The organism is Streptomyces sp. NPDC020742 (genome assembly GCF_040641675.1).
Lineage (GTDB): Bacteria > Actinomycetota > Actinomycetes > Streptomycetales > Streptomycetaceae > Streptomyces.
This window is the reverse complement of sequence record NZ_JBFAEA010000003.1, coordinates 255753-276399: the sequence shown is the minus strand read 5'-3', so window position 1 is coordinate 276399 and position 20647 is coordinate 255753. Positions and strand designations below refer to the sequence as shown.

16 protein-coding genes are annotated in these 20647 nt (G+C 71.6%); 8 read left to right on the top strand and 8 right to left on the bottom strand.

The window, feature by feature from the left end:
* Positions 1-137 precede the first annotated feature (137 nt).
* Positions 138-872 (top strand): hypothetical protein, encoded by a 735-nt coding sequence (locus AB0G84_RS08675; RefSeq protein ID WP_361317459.1) that lies wholly within the window; start codon positions 138-140, stop codon positions 870-872.
* A gap of 132 nt (positions 873-1004) precedes the next feature.
* On the opposite strand, the gene AB0G84_RS08670 is transcribed toward AB0G84_RS08675, so the two are convergent.
* Complete coding sequence (locus AB0G84_RS08670) at positions 1005-1508, bottom strand: hypothetical protein (protein WP_361317457.1); 504 nt, start codon at positions 1506-1508, stop codon at positions 1005-1007.
* 290 nt (positions 1509-1798) lie between these two features.
* Here AB0G84_RS08670 and AB0G84_RS08665 point away from each other — a divergent pair, with 290 nt between their 5' ends.
* From AB0G84_RS08665 to AB0G84_RS08645, 5 genes are all read left to right on the top strand, one after another.
* Positions 1799-2881 (top strand): hypothetical protein, encoded by a 1083-nt coding sequence (locus tag AB0G84_RS08665; protein WP_361317454.1) that lies wholly within the window; start codon positions 1799-1801, stop codon positions 2879-2881.
* A 218-nt stretch (positions 2882-3099) separates the two neighbouring features.
* Positions 3100-3780: a DUF3159 domain-containing protein gene (locus AB0G84_RS08660; protein ID WP_361317452.1), complete on the top strand. Its 681-nt coding sequence runs from the start codon at positions 3100-3102 to the stop codon at positions 3778-3780.
* Positions 3781-3883: 103 nt separating this feature from the next.
* The gene (locus tag AB0G84_RS08655; protein ID WP_361317449.1) at positions 3884-5089 is read left to right on the top strand and encodes an FAD-dependent oxidoreductase; all 1206 of its coding nucleotides are present in this window, start codon (positions 3884-3886) and stop codon (positions 5087-5089) included.
* Between the two features lie 10 nt (positions 5090-5099).
* Positions 5100-6416, top strand: a complete 1317-nt coding sequence (locus AB0G84_RS08650; RefSeq protein ID WP_361317447.1) for a histidine kinase — start codon at positions 5100-5102, stop codon at positions 6414-6416.
* Positions 6413-7084: a response regulator transcription factor gene (locus AB0G84_RS08645; RefSeq protein WP_361317444.1), complete on the top strand. Its 672-nt coding sequence runs from the start codon at positions 6413-6415 to the stop codon at positions 7082-7084. Before AB0G84_RS08650 ends, AB0G84_RS08645 begins: the two co-directional genes overlap by 4 nt.
* 33 nt (positions 7085-7117) lie before the next feature.
* On the opposite strand, the gene AB0G84_RS08640 is transcribed toward AB0G84_RS08645, so the two are convergent.
* Complete coding sequence (locus AB0G84_RS08640; RefSeq protein WP_361317442.1) at positions 7118-7651, bottom strand: DUF1648 domain-containing protein; 534 nt, start codon at positions 7649-7651, stop codon at positions 7118-7120.
* A gap of 289 nt (positions 7652-7940) precedes the next feature.
* Between AB0G84_RS08640 and AB0G84_RS08635 the strand changes: the two genes are divergently transcribed.
* Together AB0G84_RS08635 and AB0G84_RS08630 are read left to right on the top strand one after the other, a co-directional pair.
* Positions 7941-9059, top strand: coding sequence for an amidinotransferase (locus tag AB0G84_RS08635; RefSeq protein ID WP_361317439.1), 1119 nt, complete (start codon positions 7941-7943; stop codon positions 9057-9059).
* A 342-nt stretch (positions 9060-9401) separates the two neighbouring features.
* Positions 9402-11621, top strand: coding sequence for an NADP-dependent isocitrate dehydrogenase (locus AB0G84_RS08630; protein ID WP_361317436.1), 2220 nt, complete (start codon positions 9402-9404; stop codon positions 11619-11621).
* Positions 11622-11839: 218 nt separating this feature from the next.
* Here AB0G84_RS08630 and AB0G84_RS08625 read toward each other — a convergent pair whose 3' ends face one another.
* The 6 genes from AB0G84_RS08625 to AB0G84_RS08600 all read right to left on the bottom strand — a co-directional run bounded on the left by AB0G84_RS08625 (position 11840) and on the right by AB0G84_RS08600 (position 20251).
* On the bottom strand, positions 11840-12538 hold the full coding sequence (locus AB0G84_RS08625; RefSeq protein WP_361317434.1) for an HAD family hydrolase: 699 nt from the start codon (positions 12536-12538) through the stop codon (positions 11840-11842).
* 4 nt (positions 12539-12542) lie between these two features.
* Positions 12543-13217 (bottom strand): phosphatase PAP2 family protein, encoded by a 675-nt coding sequence (locus AB0G84_RS08620; protein ID WP_361317431.1) that lies wholly within the window; start codon positions 13215-13217, stop codon positions 12543-12545.
* Between the two features lie 9 nt (positions 13218-13226).
* Positions 13227-14162, bottom strand: coding sequence for a M56 family metallopeptidase (locus AB0G84_RS08615; protein WP_361317429.1), 936 nt, complete (start codon positions 14160-14162; stop codon positions 13227-13229).
* A 151-nt stretch (positions 14163-14313) separates the two neighbouring features.
* Complete coding sequence (locus AB0G84_RS08610; protein ID WP_361317427.1) at positions 14314-14928, bottom strand: DUF5134 domain-containing protein; 615 nt, start codon at positions 14926-14928, stop codon at positions 14314-14316.
* 221 nt (positions 14929-15149) lie between these two features.
* Entirely contained in the window at positions 15150-18545 is a 3396-nt protein-coding gene (locus AB0G84_RS08605) for an NACHT domain-containing protein (RefSeq protein WP_361317425.1), read from the bottom strand.
* A gap of 707 nt (positions 18546-19252) precedes the next feature.
* Positions 19253-20251: a hypothetical protein gene (locus AB0G84_RS08600; RefSeq protein ID WP_361317422.1), complete on the bottom strand. Its 999-nt coding sequence runs from the start codon at positions 20249-20251 to the stop codon at positions 19253-19255.
* Positions 20252-20647 lie beyond the last annotated feature (396 nt).

The following is a 20647-nucleotide window of genomic DNA, read 5'->3' as shown; positions in this document are numbered from 1 at the left end:
AACCAGCCCCACACACTAGCCTAGTGGTGCCCGAACCGACCGGAAACTAAACGGTTTTCGCCCATTGGGACTACGCTGTGTGTATCGTCTGTGACCGCACCGGCGGCCTGGGGTTGGGGACAGGGGAGGGGTGGCATATGGGGTGGGGTGCGTTTTCTGCCGGCACTTTGGCGGTGTTGGCCTATGTGGCACAAATGGTCATCGGGTTGGGCATGCCGACGTGGCTGTTCTGGTTGATCGTCGGAATTGGCTGTCTGGCCACACTCGCCACGGTATGGCTGGCCAATCGCCGGGTCACCACGGCGAATGAGGCCGCAAAAGCGGCAACGAAAAACCAACGGCGGGCGTTCGAGGACGTACTGGTGCCGTTGGCTTCCAACCTCGGTGAGATCGTGTCGAGTTCCACCAAGGCCGAGCGGGTGGCGCTGCAGCAGCAGACCAAACAGGCAATCGTCTCTCTCACGGCCACATTGATCGGCCCGCCGGACGCCCGGGCCTGCTTTCTGGAGCAAGTTCCCGGTACGGCGGCGGGGCATCGCGAGGTGAAGTGCCGCAACAGCCTCTGGTCGGGGCGGAATGTGGCGCCCGTGACGACGTTTCGGGAGACGGACCTGCGTGGCAAGGAGTTATTGAAACTCCTCGACGACGGCACCAGTACGTTCGTGGAGGACGTCGACAAGCTGCCGGACGCCTTGAAGCCCGACAGCGACACCTACAAGACGTACACCGCCTGTGCGGTCACGGTGGGGAACGAATCGTTTGGAATCCTGGCCGTTGACTGTCTGCGACCGGGAGACCTGCACAAGGACGATGTGACCATGGTCGGCGTCTTCGCCCGGATGCTGGGGGTCGCCCTGGCCGTGAAGAAGTAACGCGGGCCCGCGGTCCGGGCAGCAGCGCCTCCCGTAGCGGAAGGCGCTGCTTTCCGGGAATTCACGGCGGGTTCAGCGCTGACGGCGCTTTTCCCGCAGGAACGGTGTGCGCCCCTCTGACACGCGGGGCGCTCACGGCATGCGGTGGATGCGCTCCCAATGCGCTCCGCTCAGGGTGTCCGAGAAGTAGGCGTTGGGGCGCTTGCCGGTGGCCGAGGGGAGGCGGCCATCACGCCGCAGGGCGCTGCTGTACCCCTTGAAGACCGCCATCGACATGTGCAAACAGTTGTTGGAGAGCAGGTCGTAGCCCCGCTTGCGGACGGCTTGGTACGCGACCTGTGCGTTGCGGGCGTTCCCGTCCCGGGTGGTGACGCACCGGTAGCGGGTGTAGTTCTCCCACCGGTGGTTCTTCCGGTTCCACACCGGGTTGAAGGAGGCCCGCACACCGCTCCAGGTGCCACCGCGGATCCACGCCTCCTTCACGTTGAACGAGCCCCAGACCCAGTGGTCCCGGTCGCCGCGTACCTGGACGGCCCACGCCACATGGCCCGCCTTGGGGACCTCGACGGGGGCGTTGAACATGCACACCCGTCCGGTGGTGGCGCTCGCCGCGTCGGCGGTCGTGGGTGCGGTCACGGCTCCCCCGGCGAGTAGGGCCACTGCTCCTGCTGCGGACACTGCGGCCTGGGTCAGGCGCCTACGGATGCTGATCACCAGCTGTTCCTCTCTGAGCGGTGCTCTGTGTGCAGTGCTCTGTGCGGTGCGTTCGCTGCTGTGCGCGTTCGCTCCAACGGTTGATCTCCGGCGCCTGGGCGGCGCCCGGACGACTCGGTGCTCGAAGCTTGGCCCGACGCTTGATGACCTGCACTCTTCGGCGAGCTGGTCATCAACTGGTCATCAAGAACCCCGGTGAACGGAGGAGTTGGATGGCGAGCAGGCAGGGGCGCAAGGAGCGGCCGGTCGACCCGGAGGACGGGCCCGTGGAGGCGTTCGCCTGGAGACTGCGGCAGCTGCGGCAAAGCTCCGGCAACCCCACGTACAAGGAGATGGAGCGGTACGCGCAGTACTCGTCCTCGGCCCTCTCCGGGGCGGCGAGCGGGCAGGCCCCGCCCTCGCTGGAGGTCACGCTGGCGTATGTGCGGGCCTGTCTGCGCCATGCGAAGGCGGGCGGGGACCAGGTGAGCGCCGCGCTCGCGGAGTGGACCGCGCTCCGGCACCAGTTGGCGACCGACCTCACGCCTGCTTCAGAACCGGCAGGCCACACGCCCGTCCCGGAACCGGCCGGTCCCACCCCCGCTCTGGCCGCGGATACGGGGGCGGTCCGCAGCGCGGACTCGGACGTCCCCTCGACGACTCCGCCGGGCGCGGTGCGGGCGGCGGTCGCTCCTGACGGTCGCGAGGGCCGGAGGCTCGGCCGGCCCGGCCGCCGCACGCTCGTGCTCGTCGGCGCCCTGGTGCTGCTGGGCCTGGGCCTCCCGGCCGCGATGAAGAGCGTCCGGCCCGGTTCCGCGGAGGCCGGTGCCGGAGCGTCGGGACGCCTCCCGGGCAACGCGTCCTCCGCCCGACCGGACGGCGAGTCGGGCGGCCCGGTGCAGATCGACGCGCTCGGGCCGCAGAGCCGGTGCGGTCCGGCCCGCCCCGGGGCGGCCGGTGTGCTGTTCCGGGTGTGCTTACGCGTGGAGAGCACCCAGGTGCTCTTCGCCCTCAAGGTCAGCAACCCGGGGCCGGCGGCCGCCGAGGTCACCACGAAGCTCAGCTATGTCCGTTCGGGCCGGTACCACTCCTGCCAGCGGTCCGACGGCCTCTGGCACGGCTCGGTACCGGCCGGCAGTACCCATGTGACCGACCCGGTGGGCTGCACCGCGGCGCGCACGCGCGCCGCCTACCAGGCCGACGGGCTCCTCGCACCGGGGACCTCGCAGAACTGGGCCGCACACCAGCTGTCGCCGAACGCGCATGTGCACCCGGACCAGGTGCTGTGGCGCTGCGCGGGCGATGTGCCCTGCTGATCCCGTCGCCGGTGCGCCCGAGGCGGCGGCCGGCCGGCCGCGCCCCGCCGGCCGCCGCACACGCCCTCCACCACCGTCCGCAGTAGGCGGCGCCCGCTCGTACTGCGGTTGCAGCAGGTCGGATGTCTATGAACGGCCGACGACAGGGGCGGGGGCCGGACGGCACGGTGGGTTTGAGAAGCGGCCGAACGAACCCTGCCGAGGAGTCTGGAGGAGCTGTGGACCCCGCAGCACATGGTGACGGCGATGCCGAGGAGGCCCTCCGGGCGGCCTTCCGGCAACGACTGCGCAGCACGGTCATCGACGTGGCACCGGTCCTCGGGTTCACGCTGGCCTTCGCCGTCACCCACCGCCTCGAGGTCGCACTGGGACTCGCGCTGGCGGCGGGCGCCGGGATCTGCGTCTACCGGGCCGTACGCCGCGACTCCGTCCGGCGAACCCTTGCGGCCCTCGCGCTGGTCTGTGTCGCCGGACTGCTGGCCGCCCACACCGGGGAGGCCGCGGACTTCTTCCTGCCCGGCCTGGTGGTGCACTGCGTGCTGGCCGTGGTTACTGGGGTGCTGCTGCTCCTCGGGTGGCCGCCGCTGGGCCTGGTGGCCGGCTGGCTCACGAAGGAGGGCACCGGCTGGCGTCGCTGCGGGGTGCGCCGCCGGGCGTTCACCAAGGGCCACCTGACCATCTACGTCGGGCAGCTGCTGATGCTGGCGGTCCAGCTGCCGCTCTATCTGTCCGGCCAGGCCGTCGCGCTCGGCGCGGTCGACGCCCTCGGGCCGGTCGTCCTCACGGTCGGCGTGCTGCTGGGGTGGCGCGTCTACCGCCGCTCCCTCGGGGCGCACCGCTGCCCCGCCCCTGCCCACCGGGAGGCGGAGGCGTCCCCCGTGCTGGAGAGGACCCGCTGATGGCCGTGGCGGAGCAGCACCCCGTGCACCCCACCATCGACGGCCGGCGGCCCCAGGACGCCGTGGCCCGGTGCCCGGCGCCGGCGACGGGAGCGGGGGAGTAGTGGCGTCCCTGGACCACATCGTCGTGGTGGGCGCCTCGGCCGCGGGCCTCGCCGCGGCCGACACCCTGCGTCTGGAGGGCTTCGACGGTCGGCTGACCCTGGTCGGCGACGAGCTGTGGCTGCCGTACGACCGGACGCCGCTGTCCCGGCACGTCCTCGCCGGCACCTGCGCACCGCACCGGACCAGCCTGCGCCCGGAGGCCGACCTCCAGCGGCTGCGGCTCAGCCTGCGGCTGGGCTGCCGGGCCACCGGCCTGGACCCGGTGGCGCGTACCGTCGCCCTCCCGGACGGGGAGCGCCTGCGCTACGACGGGCTGCTCATCGCCACCGGGCTGCGGCCCCGCCGGCTGCCCTTCGGGCACGACCTGGCCGGGGTTCAGGTGCTGCGTACCCTCGACGACGCCCTGGCGCTGCGCGCCGAACTGCTCACCGGGCCGCGGGTCGTGGTGGTGGGGGCCGGACTGCTCGGCACGGAGATCGCCGCGACCGCACGCGGCCTCGGCCTGGACGTCACCCTCGTCGATGCCCGAACCGCCCCGCTGGAGCGTCACTTGGGCGGGTTCGTGGGGGCCTTGGTGGCGGACCTGCACCGTGGGCACGGCGTCCGCCTGCGGCTGGGCCGGCGCCTCACCGGCGTGGCCGGTGCACGGGGTCGGGTCACCGGGGTGGTCCTCGACGACGGCAGTCGGCTCGACGCCGAGGTGGTGGTGGTCGCCATCGGCTCGGTACCCGCCACCGACTGGCTGGCCGGCTCCGGGATCCCGCTGGGCGACGGGGTGCTCTGCGACCCGACCTGCCGGGTCACCCCGCGGATCGGGGCCGCGGGCGACGTCGCCAGCTGGCCGCACCCGTTCACCGGCGGACGCATCCGGCTGGAACTGCGCACCAACGCGACCCTCCAGGCCATCACCGCCGCCAGGAACCTCCTCGCCGGGCCGGCCGGAGCCACCGCCTACGCTCCGGTCCCGTTCGGTTGGACCGATCAGTACGACACCAGGATCCAGTTCCACGGCTGGAGCCCCGCCGGCGCGACCGTCGAGGTCGTCGACGGTGCGGTGCGGGCGCGCTCCTTCGTCGCACTGCACCGCGCGGGCGGCCGGGTCGTCGGCGCGGTGGGCTGGAACAGCCCGCGCGCCCTGCTCCGGTACGTCAGCCGCATCGACCTCCCCGCCGCCGTCCGGGACGCGTCGGGGTCCGTACGGTAGGGGGGTGCAGATGAGGGAACGGTGCCTGCGGTGGCTGCGGGGCCGGCCGCGGACGACCGACCTGGTCGTCGCGCTCGGCTGCTTCCTGCTGGGCGCCCCGCTGGTGGTCCTCACCGCGCACTTCAGCGGCACGCCCGTCGGACGGTCCCTGCTGGGCCTCGCGCTGTCCTGTGTGCCGCTGCTGGTCCGCGGCCGGTGGCCGGTGCAGGTGGTCGCGGCGACCGTGGTCCTGGACGTGGTCCGGTTCGTCCTCACCCCGATGTCCGCCTTGCCGGCCGCCGCCACCGCGTTCGCGCTGTACACGATGGCGCTCCGCACCGACCGGCGCACCGCCTGGCGGACCGGCGGGGCCGCGGCCTTGGTGCTCGTCGTCGCGGCGTTGGCCCTCCGCCCGGGGTGGGAGAAGCTCCCGCAGGACCTCGGCGTGATCGCCTGGGCGGGGCTGGCGGTCGCCGCCGGCGACGCGGTCCGCAGCCGCCGCCGGCTGATCGTGTCCGCCGCGGAGCGGGTGCAGCGGGCGGAGCGTACGAAGGAGGAGGAGGCCCGCCGCCGGGTCGCCGAGGAACGCCTGCGCATCGCCCGGGAGTTGCACGATGTCGTCGCCCACCACATCACCCTGGTCAACGCCCAGGCCGGAGTCGCCCACCACCTGATGAGCAGCAACCCCGAGCACGCCTACCAGGCGCTCGAACGGATCCGTGACACCAGCCGCACGGCCCTGGACGAACTGCGGGCCACCGTGGGACTGCTCCGGTACGGCGAGGCCCCCGATGCGCCCCGCGAGCCCGCCCCCGGCCTCGCTGGGCTGGACGGCCTGCTGGAGTCCTTCCGGCACACCGGCCTCGACATCACGCTGGACCGGACCGGGCACCACGGCGACCTGGCGCCGCTCACCGATCTGGCCGCCTACCGGATCGTCCAGGAGGCGCTGACCAATGCGCGCAAGCACGCCGGGCCGGTGTCGGTCCGGGTGGGACTGGAGTTCCGCACCGATGCCCTGCGGATCGCGGTGGCCGACGCCGGTCCCGGCACCGGTGCGGACCGTGGCACCGGTGCGGACCGTGGCACCGGTGCGGACCGCGGTACCGACGCCGGCCGCCGCACCGGCGGAGGCCGTCCCGCCGAAGCAGCAGAGGCCCGCCGCAGCCCCGCTTCCGCCGCGGACCGAGCCCCCGTTGACGGCGCCGGCACCGGCCACGGAATGATCGGCATGACGGAACGGGCCCGGGCCGCGGGCGGTACCTTCACCGCCGGGCCGCGCCCCGACGGGGGCTTCGGCATCGAGGCCGAGCTGCCGCTGCGCGCCGACAGGAAGGTCTGCCCATGACGATCCGCGTCCTGCTCGCCGACGACCAGGCGCTGCTTCGTGGCACCTTCCGGCTGCTGATCGACTCCGCCGCCGACATGGAGGTGGTCGCCGAGGCCGCGACCGGCCGCGAGGCCGTCGCCCTCGCCCGCAGCCACCGCCCCGACCTGGTCCTGATGGACATCCGGATGCCCGACCTGGACGGCCTGGCCGCCACCAAGCTCATCAGCGCCGACCGGGACCTCGCCGACCTCAAGATCCTGGTGCTCACCACCTTCGAGAACGACGAGTACGTCGCGGAGGCGCTGCGCGCCGGCGCCGGCGGCTTCCTGGGCAAGGGCGTCAACCCCGATGAACTGCTCGACGCGATCCGGCTCGTCGCGGCCGGCGACGCCCTGCTGTCACCGGCCGCCACCAAGGCTCTGATCAGCCGCTTCCTGGCCCAGCCGGTGTCGCCCCGCCCGGACGCCGCACCGCGGCTGGCCACCCTCACGCCGCGGGAGCAGGAGGTGGTCGCCCTGGTCGCCACGGGCCTGTCGAACGAGGAGATCGCCGCGCGGCTCTACATCACCCCGGTCACCGCCAAGACCCATGCGAACCGCGCCATGACCAAGCTGGGCGCCCGCGACCGCGCTCAACTCGTCGTCATCGCCTACCAGTGCGGCCTGGCCAGCCCGGGCCCTCCGTAGCCACCGGCTCTCCCGTCCGCCACCGGGCACGGCCTACGCGGCGGTCCTCCGGTCGCTCACCGCGGCGGCCACCATCAGCGCGGTGCCGATGACCATCGGTGTGACCAGCGCCGCGAACGACCAGCCGGGCACCTGGGGATCCGGTGCGGAGCGCCACAGCACCCCACAGCCGACCAGCATCGAGACCCCCAAACAGGAGTTGAGCAGCAGCGTGGACCGGGCGAACCGGAGCGCCGAGGCGCGGGTGCGGGGCCGGTTGAGCGTCGCGCCCGCCAGCCCGGTGGCGAAGGAGGCCGCCCCGGTGTCGGGGAGTTCGGCGCGCGGGGTCACCCGCAGCGTCAGCTCCGCGCAGGCGGTCAGCAGCACCGTCCCCCCGAGGTACAGGAACACCAGCCCAAAGGCGCTGCCGACCGACCGGTCCGTCCAGGCATCCACCCCGCCGCTCCCGATGTGCGCGGGTAACCGGCCCGGCAGGTGCGGATAGCGGGCGATGCCCCAGACGATCAGTGCGGCGAGCAGGACGGCGTTAGGCAGCAGCCACAGACGTACGCGCGAGGAGAACACCATGGTGCCGATTCTCCGGTCCCGCACGGGCCGCGGCCACCGGTTTCCGGCCGCGGGCGGTGGCACGGGCGGTGCGTCGGGCGGACGTCCCGCCTCCTCCCGGGGCCGTACCAGGGGCGTCCCCGGCTCCGTGCCCGGGCTATACCAAACCAGAGTCGTCACTTCAAGGTCCGGCTTCCGGCCAACATCCCGGCCGACCTTGCTGGTTGAGCGGGTCGCCGCGTTCAATCGATCTTGATCGCGGCGGCCCGGAACGAGGCGGCCGCGCACCCCCACCACAAGGAGCGTTGGCGTGAGACCCGAGAACCCGCACATAGGCGAGGGTGACGCATATGTGTCGGCCGGACCGGCACAGAGCCCGGTGTGTTCGTACACGGAGTGGGACCCGCTGGAGGAGGTGATCGTCGGCATCGTCGACGAAGCGAGCTTCCCGACGTGGCACCTGGCGCTGCCGCCGGTGCTCCCCGCCGACCAGCACGAGACCTTCCGCAAGCACGCCGGGCAGCCCTTCCCGCCCGAACGGGTCGCCGCCGCCCGCGCGGAGCTGGAGGAGCTGGTGCACATCCTGGAGGGCGAGGGAGTGCGGGTGCGCCGCCCGGAGGTGATTCCGCAGCGCACGCCGTACACCACGCTGGACTGGACCAGCACCGGGATGTACGCGGCGATGCCCCGGGACGCGATCCTGGTGGTCGGCGAGGACATCATCGAATGCCCGATGGCCTGGCGCTCCCGCTACTACGAGAACCTCGCCTACCGGCCGCTGCTGAAGGAGTACTTCCACGGCGGCGCGAAGTGGACCGCGGCGCCCAAGCCGGAGCTGACGGACGCCCAGTTCGACCAGGAGTGGACCGACCCGGGCGAGGACGGCCCGCAGCGGCTGGTGGTCACCGAATTCGAGCCGACCTTCGACGCGGCCGATTTCACGCGCTGCGGGCGCGACATCATCGCGCAGAAGAGCAACGTCACCAATGACTTCGGGATCGAGTGGCTGCGCCGCCACCTGGGCGACGACTACCGCATCCACGTCTTCGAGTTCAACGACCCGCACCCGATGCACATCGATGCGACGCTGGTGCCGATGGCCCCGGGCAAGCTGCTGATCCACCCCGAGCGGGTGTCCGAGGTGCCGTCCCTGTTCAAGGGCTGGGACGTGATGGCCGCCCCCGAGCCGGTCATCCCGGACTCGCACCCGCTCTACATGACCAGCAAGTGGATCAACATGAACATCCTGATGCTGGACGAGCAGCGGGTGATCGTCGAGGCTCAGGACGAGCCGATGATCGCGGCCATGAAGAAGTTCGGCTTCACCCCGATCCCCTGCAACTTCCGCAACTTCAACAGCTTCGGCGGCTCGTTCCACTGCGCCACCGCGGATGTGCGGCGCCGGGGCACGCTGCAGTCGTACCTCTAGCCGCCTCGGACGTACGCCTGGGGACGGGGGAACGGGTGACGGGGGAACGGGGCAGGGCCACGTACGGGGCCCGGACGCGGGGGGCGCGGCCCGTACGGCCGTGGCTCCCCGTCGGCGACCGCTCCGCAGCGTGGCCGGCCCGGTGCCGGGGGTGACCGTCGCGCACCTCCCGCAGGGTGGCCGGCCCGCGCGGCGGGCGGGCGGATGCGCCGCTCACCCCCGGTCGGAACCGATTCCTCCGGATATCTCCGGGGTGGGGTCTTGTGGGGTCCTGTCGAGAGGGGGGCCGTCACGAGATATCTTGATGTCGAGCAATGTTGCAGACGTGGAGCGGAGCACCCGGTGACTGACTCGACCATCATCTACACCCACACTGACGAGGCCCCGGCCCTGGCGACCTATTCGCTGCTGCCTGTGATCCAGGCGTACGCGTCGACGGCTGGCGTCGGTGTGGAGACCCGTGACATCTCTCTGGCCGGGCGCATCATCGCGAGCTTCCCCGAGCGCCTCCAGGAGGGCCAGCGGATCGACGACGCCCTCGCCGAGCTCGGTGAGCTGGCCAAGACCCCCGCGGCCAACATCATCAAGCTGCCCAACATCTCGGCCTCGATCCCGCAGCTCAAGGCCGCGATCGCCGAGCTGCAGGAGCAGGGCTACGCGCTGCCGAACTACCCGGACGACCCGCAGACCGACGAGGAGCGCGACATCCGCGCCCGCTACGACAAGGTCAAGGGCAGCGCCGTCAACCCGGTCCTGCGCGAGGGCAACTCCGACCGCCGGGCCCCCGCGTCGGTGAAGAACTACGCCAAGTCGAACCCGCACCGCATGGGCGAGTGGACCACCGGCTCCAAGACCAACGTCGCCCACATGGACAACGACGACTTCCGCTCCACCGAGAAGTCCTCGGTCATCGGCGAGGCCGGTTCGCTGCGGATCGAGCTCTCCGGCGACGACGGCTCCACCACCGTCCTGCGCGAGTCGGTACCGGTCATCGCCGGTGAGGTCGTCGACGCCGCCGTCATGCGCGTCGCGGCGCTGCGCGAGTTCCTCACCGCACAGGTCGCCCGCGCCAAGGCCGACGGGGTGCTGTTCTCCGTCCACCTCAAGGCCACCATGATGAAGGTCTCCGACCCGATCATCTTCGGCCACGTGGTCCGGGCGTTCTTCCCGAAGACCTTCGCCGCCTACGGCGAGCAGCTGGCCGCCGCCGGCCTGACCCCGAACGACGGTCTGGGCGGCATTTTCAAGGGCCTGGAGTCGCTGCCCGAGGGCGCCGCGATCAAGGCGTCCTTCGACGCGGAGCTGGCCGAGGGCCCCGAGCTGGCGATGGTCGACTCCGACCGCGGCATCACCAACCTGCACGTCCCCAGCGACGTCATCATCGACGCCTCGATGCCCGCGATGATCCGTACCTCCGGCCACATGTGGGGCCCGGACGGCCAGGAGCACGACACCCTCGCGGTCCTCCCGGACAGCAGCTACGCCGGCATCTACCAGGTCGCCGTCGACGACTGCCGCGCGCACGGCGCCTTCGACCCCTCGACCATGGGCTCGGTGCCCAACGTCGGCCTGATGGCGCAGAAGGCCGAGGAGTACGGCAGCCACGACAAGACCTTCGAGATCCCCACCACGGGCACCGTGCGGGTCCTGGACGAGGCCGGCAACGTCGTCCTGGAGCAGGCCGTCAGCGCCGGCGACATCTTCCGGATGTGCCAGACCAAGGACGCGCCGATCCGCGACTGGGTCAAGCTCGCCGTCACCCGCGCCCGCGCCACCGGCAACCCGGCCGTGTTCTGGCTGGACGAGGAGCGCGCCCACGACGCGCAGCTGATCAAGAAGGTCAAGGCGTACCTCGCCGACCACGACACCGACGGCCTGCAGATCGAGATCATGGCCCCGGTCCACGCGACCAAGTTCTCCCTCGACCGCATCCGCCGCGGCGAGGACACCATCTCGGTCACCGGCAACGTCCTGCGTGACTACCTGACCGACCTGTTCCCGATCCTGGAGCTGGGCACCAGCGCCAAGATGCTCTCGGTCGTCCCGCTGATGAACGGCGGTGGCCTGTTCGAGACCGGCGCCGGTGGCTCCGCGCCCAAGCACGTCCAGCAGCTGGTCAAGGAGAACTACCTGCGCTGGGACAGCCTGGGCGAGTTCCTCGCGCTCGCGGTCAGCTTCGAGCACCTCGCGCAGAAGACCGGCAACGCCCGTGCCCAGGTGCTCGCCGACACCCTGGACCGCGCCACCGGCACGTTCCTCAACGAGAACAAGTCGCCCAGCCGCCGCCTCGGTGGCATCGACAACCGCGGCAGCCACTTCTACCTGGCGCTCTACTGGGCCCAGGAGCTGGCCGCGCAGACCGACGACGCCCAGCTGGCCGAGTCCTTCGCGGGTCTCGCGGAGACGCTGACCCAGCAGGAGAAGGCCATCGTCGACGAGCTGATCGCGGTGCAGGGCTCGCCGGCCGACATCGGCGGCTACTACCAGCCCGACCCGGCGAAGGCCGCGGCCGTCATGCGCCCGTCGAAGACCTTCAACCAGGCCATCGACAGCCTCGCCTGACGCCCGTACCCCTCGCGGCACCTCCCGCCCCGGCCGGCAGCACGCCCGGCCGGGGCGGTCGCGTATCCCCACCGAGCGGCCGGGCCTTTTGCCGCGGGGACCGGGGCGTACGGCCCGCTCGGCGGGGCGTGGCCGCTCCTTCGTGCACTGCGCCCGAAACGGCCGGCACTGCGCCCGACGGACGGGGAACCCCGCGCCCGCGGCCCGCGGCGTGCCGGTCAGCCCACGAGGTCCAGCACGGGCCGCAGCCCGTCCGGCCGGCGGTCCGTCGGCAGCGGGTCCACCGGCAGGAACGCACAGCCCAGCGCGGTGGCGCCGCCGTCCTTCCGGCGGTCGTCGCCCACCATCAGGACGGACGACGGGGCGAGCCCCAACTCCCGGCAGGCGACCGCGAACAGCCGGGGGTCCGGCTTCTGCAGGCCCTGCTCGTAGGAGAGCACACAGCAGTCCAGATGGCGGTCGAGGCCATGGGCGCGCAGCACCGGCCGCAGGTCCCAGCCGATGTTGCTCAGGACGCCGGTCCGGATGCCGCGCCGGTGCAGCTCCGTCAGCACCTCGGCGGCATCTGGATAGGGCAGCCAGGCCTCCGCCGTCTTGTGGCGGTCGTACAGCGCGTCGTACAACTCCGGCCGGGGGAGCGGTACTTGGCGGGCCAGCCCGGTGTACACCGCGCGGTGCAGGCGGGCGTCGCGGTCGCGGACCTCCCACTGGCCGGCCAGCCCGGCGGGCAGCCCGGCCGGTTCGCGCCCACCGGGCAGCGCGCCCGCCCGCTCCAGTTCCGCCGCCCGCCGGGCGATCTCGGCGTCGTCCATGGCCGTGCCGGTCGTGGTCAGCGCCCCGCGCAGCCAGGACTCGGGGGACTCGATCCGCAACAGGGTTCCGGAGAAGTCGAAGAGCACACCCTTGATCGTGGTCATGAGGTCATCCTCGCGGGTGCGCGGGCCCTGGCCAATGGGGCCGCCGGTGCGCACACCCGCGGTAGGCCGCCACCGCCCCGGCCACCAGCGCACCGCCCAGCAGCCAGCCGCCGACCACGTCCGACAGCCAGTGCACCCCCAAATACACCCGGGTGAACCCGGTACCGAGCACCGAGACCACGGCCAGCACGCCGGCCGCCCACCGCCACCGCGCCCGCACCCCGTACAGGTGCAGCAGCCACAGCAGCAGTGCCCCCGCGACCAGCGCCGACATCGCATGCCCCGAGGGGAAGGCCGCGTAGTGCGCGGAGTCCACCGGGTCCGGCCAGACCGGGCGCTCCCGGCCGACCAGCGCCTTCAGCGTCTGCTGCACCGCCGCACCGGCGAGCGCGGTGGCCGCCACCCAGGCCGCGAGCGGCCGGGCACCGCGCCGGAGCAGCAGCCAGACCGCCGCGGCGAGCAGCGCTCGCATCGCCCACGGGTCCCATACCCAGTCGCTCAGCAGCCGGTTCAGGCGGGTGAAGCCGGGGGCGGTGACCGCCGTACGGTGCAGCGCACCGGCGACCGAGGCGTCCAGGGACATCAGCGGGCCCCAGCGCAGCACGACTAGCGCCAGCAGGGCCAGCAGCGCGAGGAGCAGAGCGGCGCACGGGAGCGCACGGCGGGCACCACGGAGCATGGTGCGAGCCTACGTCAGCGCGGTCAGCCCCGGGACGAACGTCACCAGCAGCGGTACCACGGGCACCAGCGCGGCGATCGCGGTCATCCGCAGCCGGCGGCCGGGCGAGAAGCGCGGAGCGGGTGCCAGCAGCCGGTCCACCCGGGCGGGCACCTGGGCGAGTTGGTCCGGGCAGGGGCCGAACACCCCGCGGTCCTCGTTGAGTTCGACCAGCGCCAGGGCGATGGTCAGCCGCCCGAAGCGCCGCGAGGCCGCATCGTCGGCGGCCAGCTCGACCAGCCGGTGCACCTGGTCACGGAACGCGGCGAAGACCGGGATCTGCGGATGGCCGGCGGCCAGCGCCGAGGCGCAGTACAGCAGGAGATCGTGCCGGGCCCGCGCATGCCCCTGCTCATGCGCGATCAGCGCATCGAGCTGACGGCCCTTCAGGCGCCGCAACGCCGAGGTGGTGATGACCAGTTGGGGCGAGGAGTGGGCGAGCCACCAGGCCTCCGGACGGTCGCCCTCCAGCACCACCAGCCGCTCCCCGGAGCGCTCCTCACCCGGCAACAGGGGGGCACGCCTGAGCAGATCGGCCCGGCGCTGGCGGCGGCGGGCCCGCGCGGCCCGTACCTCGCGGGTCAGTGCGACGGCCGTCCAGGCGCCGCCGCCCGCCAGCAGCAGGGCCAGCGCCCCGGCCCACGGCCCGTACGCCTGGAGCGCATACGCTTCGACGACCACCCGGGGCGCGAAGCCGAACACCGGGCTGCGGACGGTCTCCCAGGCGGCGGCCGCGCTCAGCGACATCGCGAGCCCGCAGCACAGCAGCACAGCGGCCACCACGCACTGCCACACCCACAGGGCGAGCACCGGTTCACGGTCGGGCCAGTCGGAACGGGCCATCAGCCGGGGCGCCATTGCCGCGGCCAGCACGCCGAGCATGATCAGCGCGAGAGGGACCATCATGCCGTCACTTTATGAGCGCACCACTACTCGTTGGTACGGTCACGCATCGGAAGTGACGCACGCCACCCCTGTCACAGCCAGGAACGACCGAGGGCTGGCTCCGCCCCCGGCGGGCCGTCCGGCGCCTCCCCTCCCCTTTCCTCCCCACCCCTCACAGCGTCAGCAGCATCGCCAGCATCCCGATGCCCATCGCCACCCGGCACGCCCGCAGCACCACGGCCGGCCCGGCACCCGCGGCGGACACCGCCGCGCCCGGCACCGTCCCTTCGACGACCGCGCCCGACGCCGGTACCAGCCGGACCCCCGCGGCGAGGACGTAGACGGTGTAGTAGGCGAGCAACAGCCCGGTCAGCAGCGGCACCCCGCCCGGCGCGGAGTGCGCCAGGGACGCCACCGCCCCGGGGCGCGCCATGGCATCCACCGCCCCGGAGTGGCCGGCATGGCTCATCGCGTCCCCGGGCAGCACCATCGCCAGCGCCATGTACACCATCGCCAGCGCGCCCACCGCGTGGTGCAGATGCCGGTGCACCAGGGACCACAGCCCCGCCGCCCCGAAGCCCGCGGTGAACAGCCACGACGTCCAGGCGGGCGGCGCCACCACCGAGGCCGGCAGCGCCATCGCCGCCATGCCCAGGGCCATCAGCCCCTCGCCGCGCGTCTCCCACCGCCGCGCGGCCGGCGCACCGCGCGCCCGCAGCAGGCAGTACGCGCCGGCGCCCGCACACAGCACCACCAACAGCCAGCCGACCAACGGCGGTCCGTGCACGAAGCGCCTCCCCTGGGGTCCCCGGTACCCGTACGCATCGGCTGCTTGATGCCCGGCCGGCGCCCGGCATACCGGAGCGCACGGACGCACAGGGGGAGCGCAGACGGTGCGCCGGACCGCCGGGCGGCGCCGTCAGGGCCGGTAGCGCAGCGGATGGTCCGCCGGGACCCCGGTCGGCTCCAGGCGAGGGCCGTCCGGGTCTGCGAACCCCTTCCGGCTCCTCAGCTGCGGGCCCTCTGCCGGGCCGTGTCCACATCGTCCGGGTCGAGGTCCCGCGCCCGCTGGCCCATCTCGTCCCAGAACCGGCGCATGCCGGCGACCGGTACCTTCCGCTGCCATGGAGCCTTCCGCCGGAACTGCAGGCCAAGCCACGACCGGGGCCGCCACCACCGCAGCAGATCGTGCTGTTGCAAGCAGAAGACCTCGCTGAACTCCAGCCGCAGGTCCTCCACCTTCGCCGGGTAGGGGCACATCCTCAGCCTGCACTCGTCCGTGCAGTTGGAGCCCGGCTGCAAGGTGCGCTCCACACCCCGTACGGGGTCCAGACGGTTGCGGTCCCTGACCACGCAGGATGGGGTCTGCGTCCGCTCCCGGGAATGGAAGTCCACGACGCGGAACAGATCCTTCGGCCGGTATGCCCGCTCGCCGAGCACCACCAGCAGGAGCACGTCCGACAGCAGCTGCTGAGCGAGCGGGTCCAGGGTGCTCCACCCGGTGGACGGCGGGATCCATAGGTTGTGGGCGCGCTGATCCCCGGGGAGGCCGACCTCCGTGCCCACGCCGTCGGCCATGGTGGCGTCATCGATCCACAGGTACCGCTCGGGCCGCCGGGTCTGCAGCGCGCGGACCGCCAGCTCGCCCGCCGCCTTCACCAGTGGGTGCTCCTTCTTCTTGCCGTCACCCATGGTCAGCCACTCCTGGACCTGCCCCTGGGGGTCGGAACCGTGCCCGCGGAGGGGCATGTCCTCGGTGACGTCATCGGGCAGGGCCCACAGCGTCAAGGCATGCAGGAGTGTCAGGCGGGTGTACCAGAACGAGCTGCGCTTCAACATCTCCTGGGCTTGTTTGACCAGGAACTCCCGGGCTTGCCTGTCGGACTGGGGGACCGGCCGCCGGTTGGCGGCGTACTTGAACCCCTGGGCCAGTGCAACGCCGAGGCCGATGCGCATGCCTGGCGGTTCCTCAGCAGCCGGAGAGTGGGGTTCTCCGGACGCGATGCGTACCCAATTCTCCAGGTCATTGCGTGGGGTACCAATATGACGGCTCATCATGGCCGAGCCGACGAGCATGGGCAGGACCGAGGCCCGCATGGTCTTGGCGTACCAACTCTGCTTCTCCTCAACGGCCTCGTTCACGGCCCACTGCCACTCTTCCCGTACCTGATACCTCACCGACCGCCGCCGGCATGCGCGGCGCACCCTCTCCCCCTGACCGCTGTCCGAAAGCGGCGACCATACGCACGAACGCCCCCCATTTCCGTTGGTCACGATCGCGTCGAGCTTGGGCTCGCACATATACTCGGACACGGCAAGGTACGCCTGCTCGCCACCGGCTCCTATCTCCTCCGCGATCCCGGCGCGCACCCGGTAGTCCATCTCTTTCCAGCCCATCTCGAACAGTTGCCGGTACGCCCGATTACAACTGCGGCCGGCGGCCACCCGGCGTGCCGCCGCTCCGCACTGATTCACCAGAGTGAGCTTTGCCTCGCGGAGACGCACAGGGTCCTCGCCCCGTTCCAAGCTTTCCCAATTCTCTTTGATCCTCTTGATGAGGCACTCCTGTTGCGGGACGGCCGCGACGCTGTCGATCTCCACGGCGGTGCCGAAGAGCTCCAGGGCCCTCAGCCGCGGGCTGCCACGGTCGTCAGGGCCACCCGTCTCCTGCCAACGCCCCAGCATTTTCTCCGCCCTTTCTGCCTGCTGCAGCAGATCCAGGGCCCGGTTCTCCAGCAGCTTGCACATGAGGGAGTCCGCACACGCTTCGGTACTCGTCGTGCCACAAGCACAGCTGCGAAGAGGACCGGCGCAATGTCCTTCCAACGAGCGTGAGCGGAGCGTGAGGGCAATGAGAAGTTCCCGTCCGCCCTCTTCCAGCGCCCGGGCGAGGAGATCTTCCACCGTTTTCCGACCTGACGGCGCATCCCCGACCGTCGGCAGGAGACGGGACCCGAGATATGCCTGCATGATGCTGTGCTGGAAGCGGACCTTCTCCCCTTCCTCATGGACCAGCCCCATACGCCGGCCCCATGTAGCAGCCAACCGGACATCGACCCGCGGGCCCGGCACCGGCCGATTCCGGTCCTCGCTCCCATACTCGGGGCCCCAGCACGGTTGACCCCCGGCGGCCTCCATACGGGCATCGAACGTGTCCGGATCATGCGACCAGCGCAGCGTCAACAGCGCCCGGTCCAGTTTTTCGGCGACGTGTTGGTTCCACGCGGCGGCGGCCGGCCGTGCCGTCGTTCCGTCGCTCCCGAGCTCGCCGTCCCGCCCTGTACTCACGGACGGATCGAGTTCGCGCAGCCCGACATCGGCACGGTCCGACGCCAGCCCGATGCACGCCAGCGCGGAGACGTACTCCACCACCACCTGCCTTGTGTCGCGGCCGATCGGCAGCTCGGGGTGGATCTCCCCGTCGACCAGTGCGTCGACCCACCTCTCCAGAAGGTCCGCCCGCAACGCCCAGCTGTCGTGGAGCATGAGGTCGGCCCCACCCTCGTCCTGCGTCCACAGCGGCTCCAGCAAGGCCTTGCTGTGGAGGTCCCGCGCGATCTGCAGGTAGAGCGGGGATTCCGACATCTTGGCGGCTTCCACGACCCGGTCGAGCAGCATGGGGTCCGAGCGCCAGCCGCCGCTTCTGGCGATGTACTGCAACGCCGCCTCATCGCTCAGCGGCTCCAGCTCGGTGATCGCGGCCTGCATCGCGCGCAGCGGGTCGTGCGGCCGTGAGGCGATGACCAGCGGCAGCCCTTGCTCGTCGGCCCGGGCGATGGCGTCCCGGATCAGGATGTCGCGCTGACCGTTCACATGGCCGTCGTGGCTGAGCGCCTCTTCCAGGCCGTCCGCGAGTACCACGATCCGGTCCGTGTGCTGCCGGAGCCACCGCCAGGCCCTGTCCACTTCGCCGTCGGACCGGGCCACCGGCCGCACGATGTCCTCGAAACGTTTCCGGGCCAGTTCGGCGAAGTCCAGCTCCTCCTGCGCGTCGCGCAGCCGCACCGCAATAGGAACCGCGGCCTCGGCGGCGAGTCTCTCGGCAAGACGGACCAGCACCGCCGTCTTGCCCGTCCCGACCTTGCCGGAGACGACATGCGGACGCCGGACCTTCCTGTCCCGCAGATTGTTCATGATCGCGTTGCAGAGCTGGTCGCGCCCGACCACCTCACGCAGGAGGCTGCCCGCCGTCTGCACGAAACGGCTGGGATCCTTCCTCGCTCGGCGCTCACAGAACCGTCGGATCCGCCTCAAACGCCAGAAAAGGAACAGTGCGGTTGAGGTGGCCAGCAGCAGCACCGGCATCGCCACGTCGTGCACCGAGCTGGGAACGGGAATGTTCACCAACACCGCAACATGGCCATGGACGATGGTGCCCACGATGCCGTTGAGCACCCACGCCACGAGCACCAGAGTAAGGAGGGAGAGGATGGAAGCCCCCAAGGTGGTTCGCCAGGGGTTCCACCACCGATGGGCACGGATCACGCCCCGGTGGAGCAGCCGCCGGGTGCGCAAGCGCCAAAGCGGAGCAACGAACCAGAGCCGAAGGTGCGCCCACCCCTCCCTGAGGACACCGCCCTCCGGCGGACCCGTCACGATCCTGACGCTAGCCGGTCGGATTGTGCCCTTGGGTGAGTGGGGTTCGTGCGCCAAGGCCGCCACCTCCGTACGCTGACACCGGGAGGGGCGCCGACTCTGGGACGGGCGAGAGAAACCCATCGGCCGAGAGAAACCCATCGGCATTGCCGTCCACTCGGACCCCGACGCCGATACATCCGCTGCGGGCTGTTGCGGTAAGGGACCTCCTCCTTCCCACAGTTACCACCCCTCACCCGGCCTCGCCACTGGGCGACAAGGCCCTTTCCGTACCTGCCGGTCCGGTCAGCCCTGGGCACGAGCACCGGTTGAACCTGCCGGTCAAGACAGGGCGCGGACGGCACGCCGACGTCCGCAGCAGGCCGCATGAAAGAGCACTTCGTTCCGGTGGGGGTGCTTGGTTCGGGCTTTGGATGTCGCACCGGCTCAGGGTTGATTCCGGGGTGAGGTGTCCGCTTATGAGGTCAACCTGTGCTCTCCTCTGCGACCGCCGGGTCATCAAATGAGGCCGACTCTTAGCTCTCTCCGCCGTCCTCGACCACCTCCACCCGCGGTGTTCGCAGGTTTCTCGGGTCGACGCGCAGCGCGCGGCGGTCCGCGTTCCGCATCGCGATAAGGTCCTCGTCCCACCGTGCCTCGCGCAGCTCGGTGTCGCTGAGCAGCAGGTCCGGGTCGTTTCGCCCGGTGGCGGCCAGGTGGCCGACGAAGCCGAGCGGCAGCCGCTCGACGCGCCATCCTGGCCAGGCGGCGGCCGTGCGTGCTGTGAGCCGGGGAGGTACGGGCTCCGTGGTCCAGTAGCGGAGTCGGCGCGCGGGGAGATCGACGACCACGCCGGCGTTGACGGTCCCTTCCATCGGCAGGGGGTAAGGGGCGTGGGCCGGCAGCGTCTCGGTGAGGGACTCGCCGTGCCGGGCTAGCCACGGCACGACCTCGCGGATGGCCAACTGGTGGTCCAGCACCGTGTGATCGGCCCTGATGAGGCTCACCACCGCTTCGGCGGGTGCGAGGAAGTCGGCGATGATCTCGCTGTGGAGCACCGAGATCCGCCACTCGCCGGGGTCCCAGCCGACGAACCAGCCCTCCCGTGAGGTCAGCGGCACCTCGGCGAGCAGTGCCGGGCCCGTCTCGACGTCGGTGAAGACCGGCTCGGCCCCCGCCACCATGTCGGCGAAGTCATCGTGTCCGCCCCAGGCGTACTCCACGTCCCAACCATCCCAGTCCGATGCCGCCGCCCGTCGCCGCGCGTGGCAGTCGAGGTAGTGGACGTCCGGCGGGTCACAGCTGTAGTAGCGGTATCGGCGGGCGATCAGGTCGAGGGCGGCGCCGCGGCAGAAGGCACCGTCCAGAAGAACACGGGCACGGCCTTCGTCCACGCGCGTGCCGCCGCGAAGCACCGCCTCGACGAGGCGCACGCGGTCGGTCGCGTCGGCGAGGTCCCACATGCCCCACTTCTCCCCCATGATCCAGATCGTGCCGTCCTCGGCCCGCAGGGCATAAGCCGTCCAGCACCCCATGCCAGCACGATAGAGGAACGAGCAGGCTGCGCCTCGACCAAGCGAGCGCCAGACGAGACCAACTCGGACATGCGTGATGGGTGCACCTTCGATGCCGGACCTCGTCCCAGCAGGCGCTCGGGACAATCCGGGCGCGGACGTCAGACTCGGGGCTCCCCTCCCACCGACCGGCAAGCCGCCGCCACCCAGCTGATGTGGACACGCCGTGAAACGCGATCACGGAGGCATGAGGAACGAAGAGGCGAACGGCCCGGTGCCGTGTCCCGGATGCCCGACGCAGGAGAACGTGCCCGTGACCGAGGCACGTACAGACAGCGGAGAACGGCGCGAGGACCTGACGTCCTGGTGGCTACGGTCGCCATCGTCCGTGGCGAGACCCGGGACGCACGGCGGGCT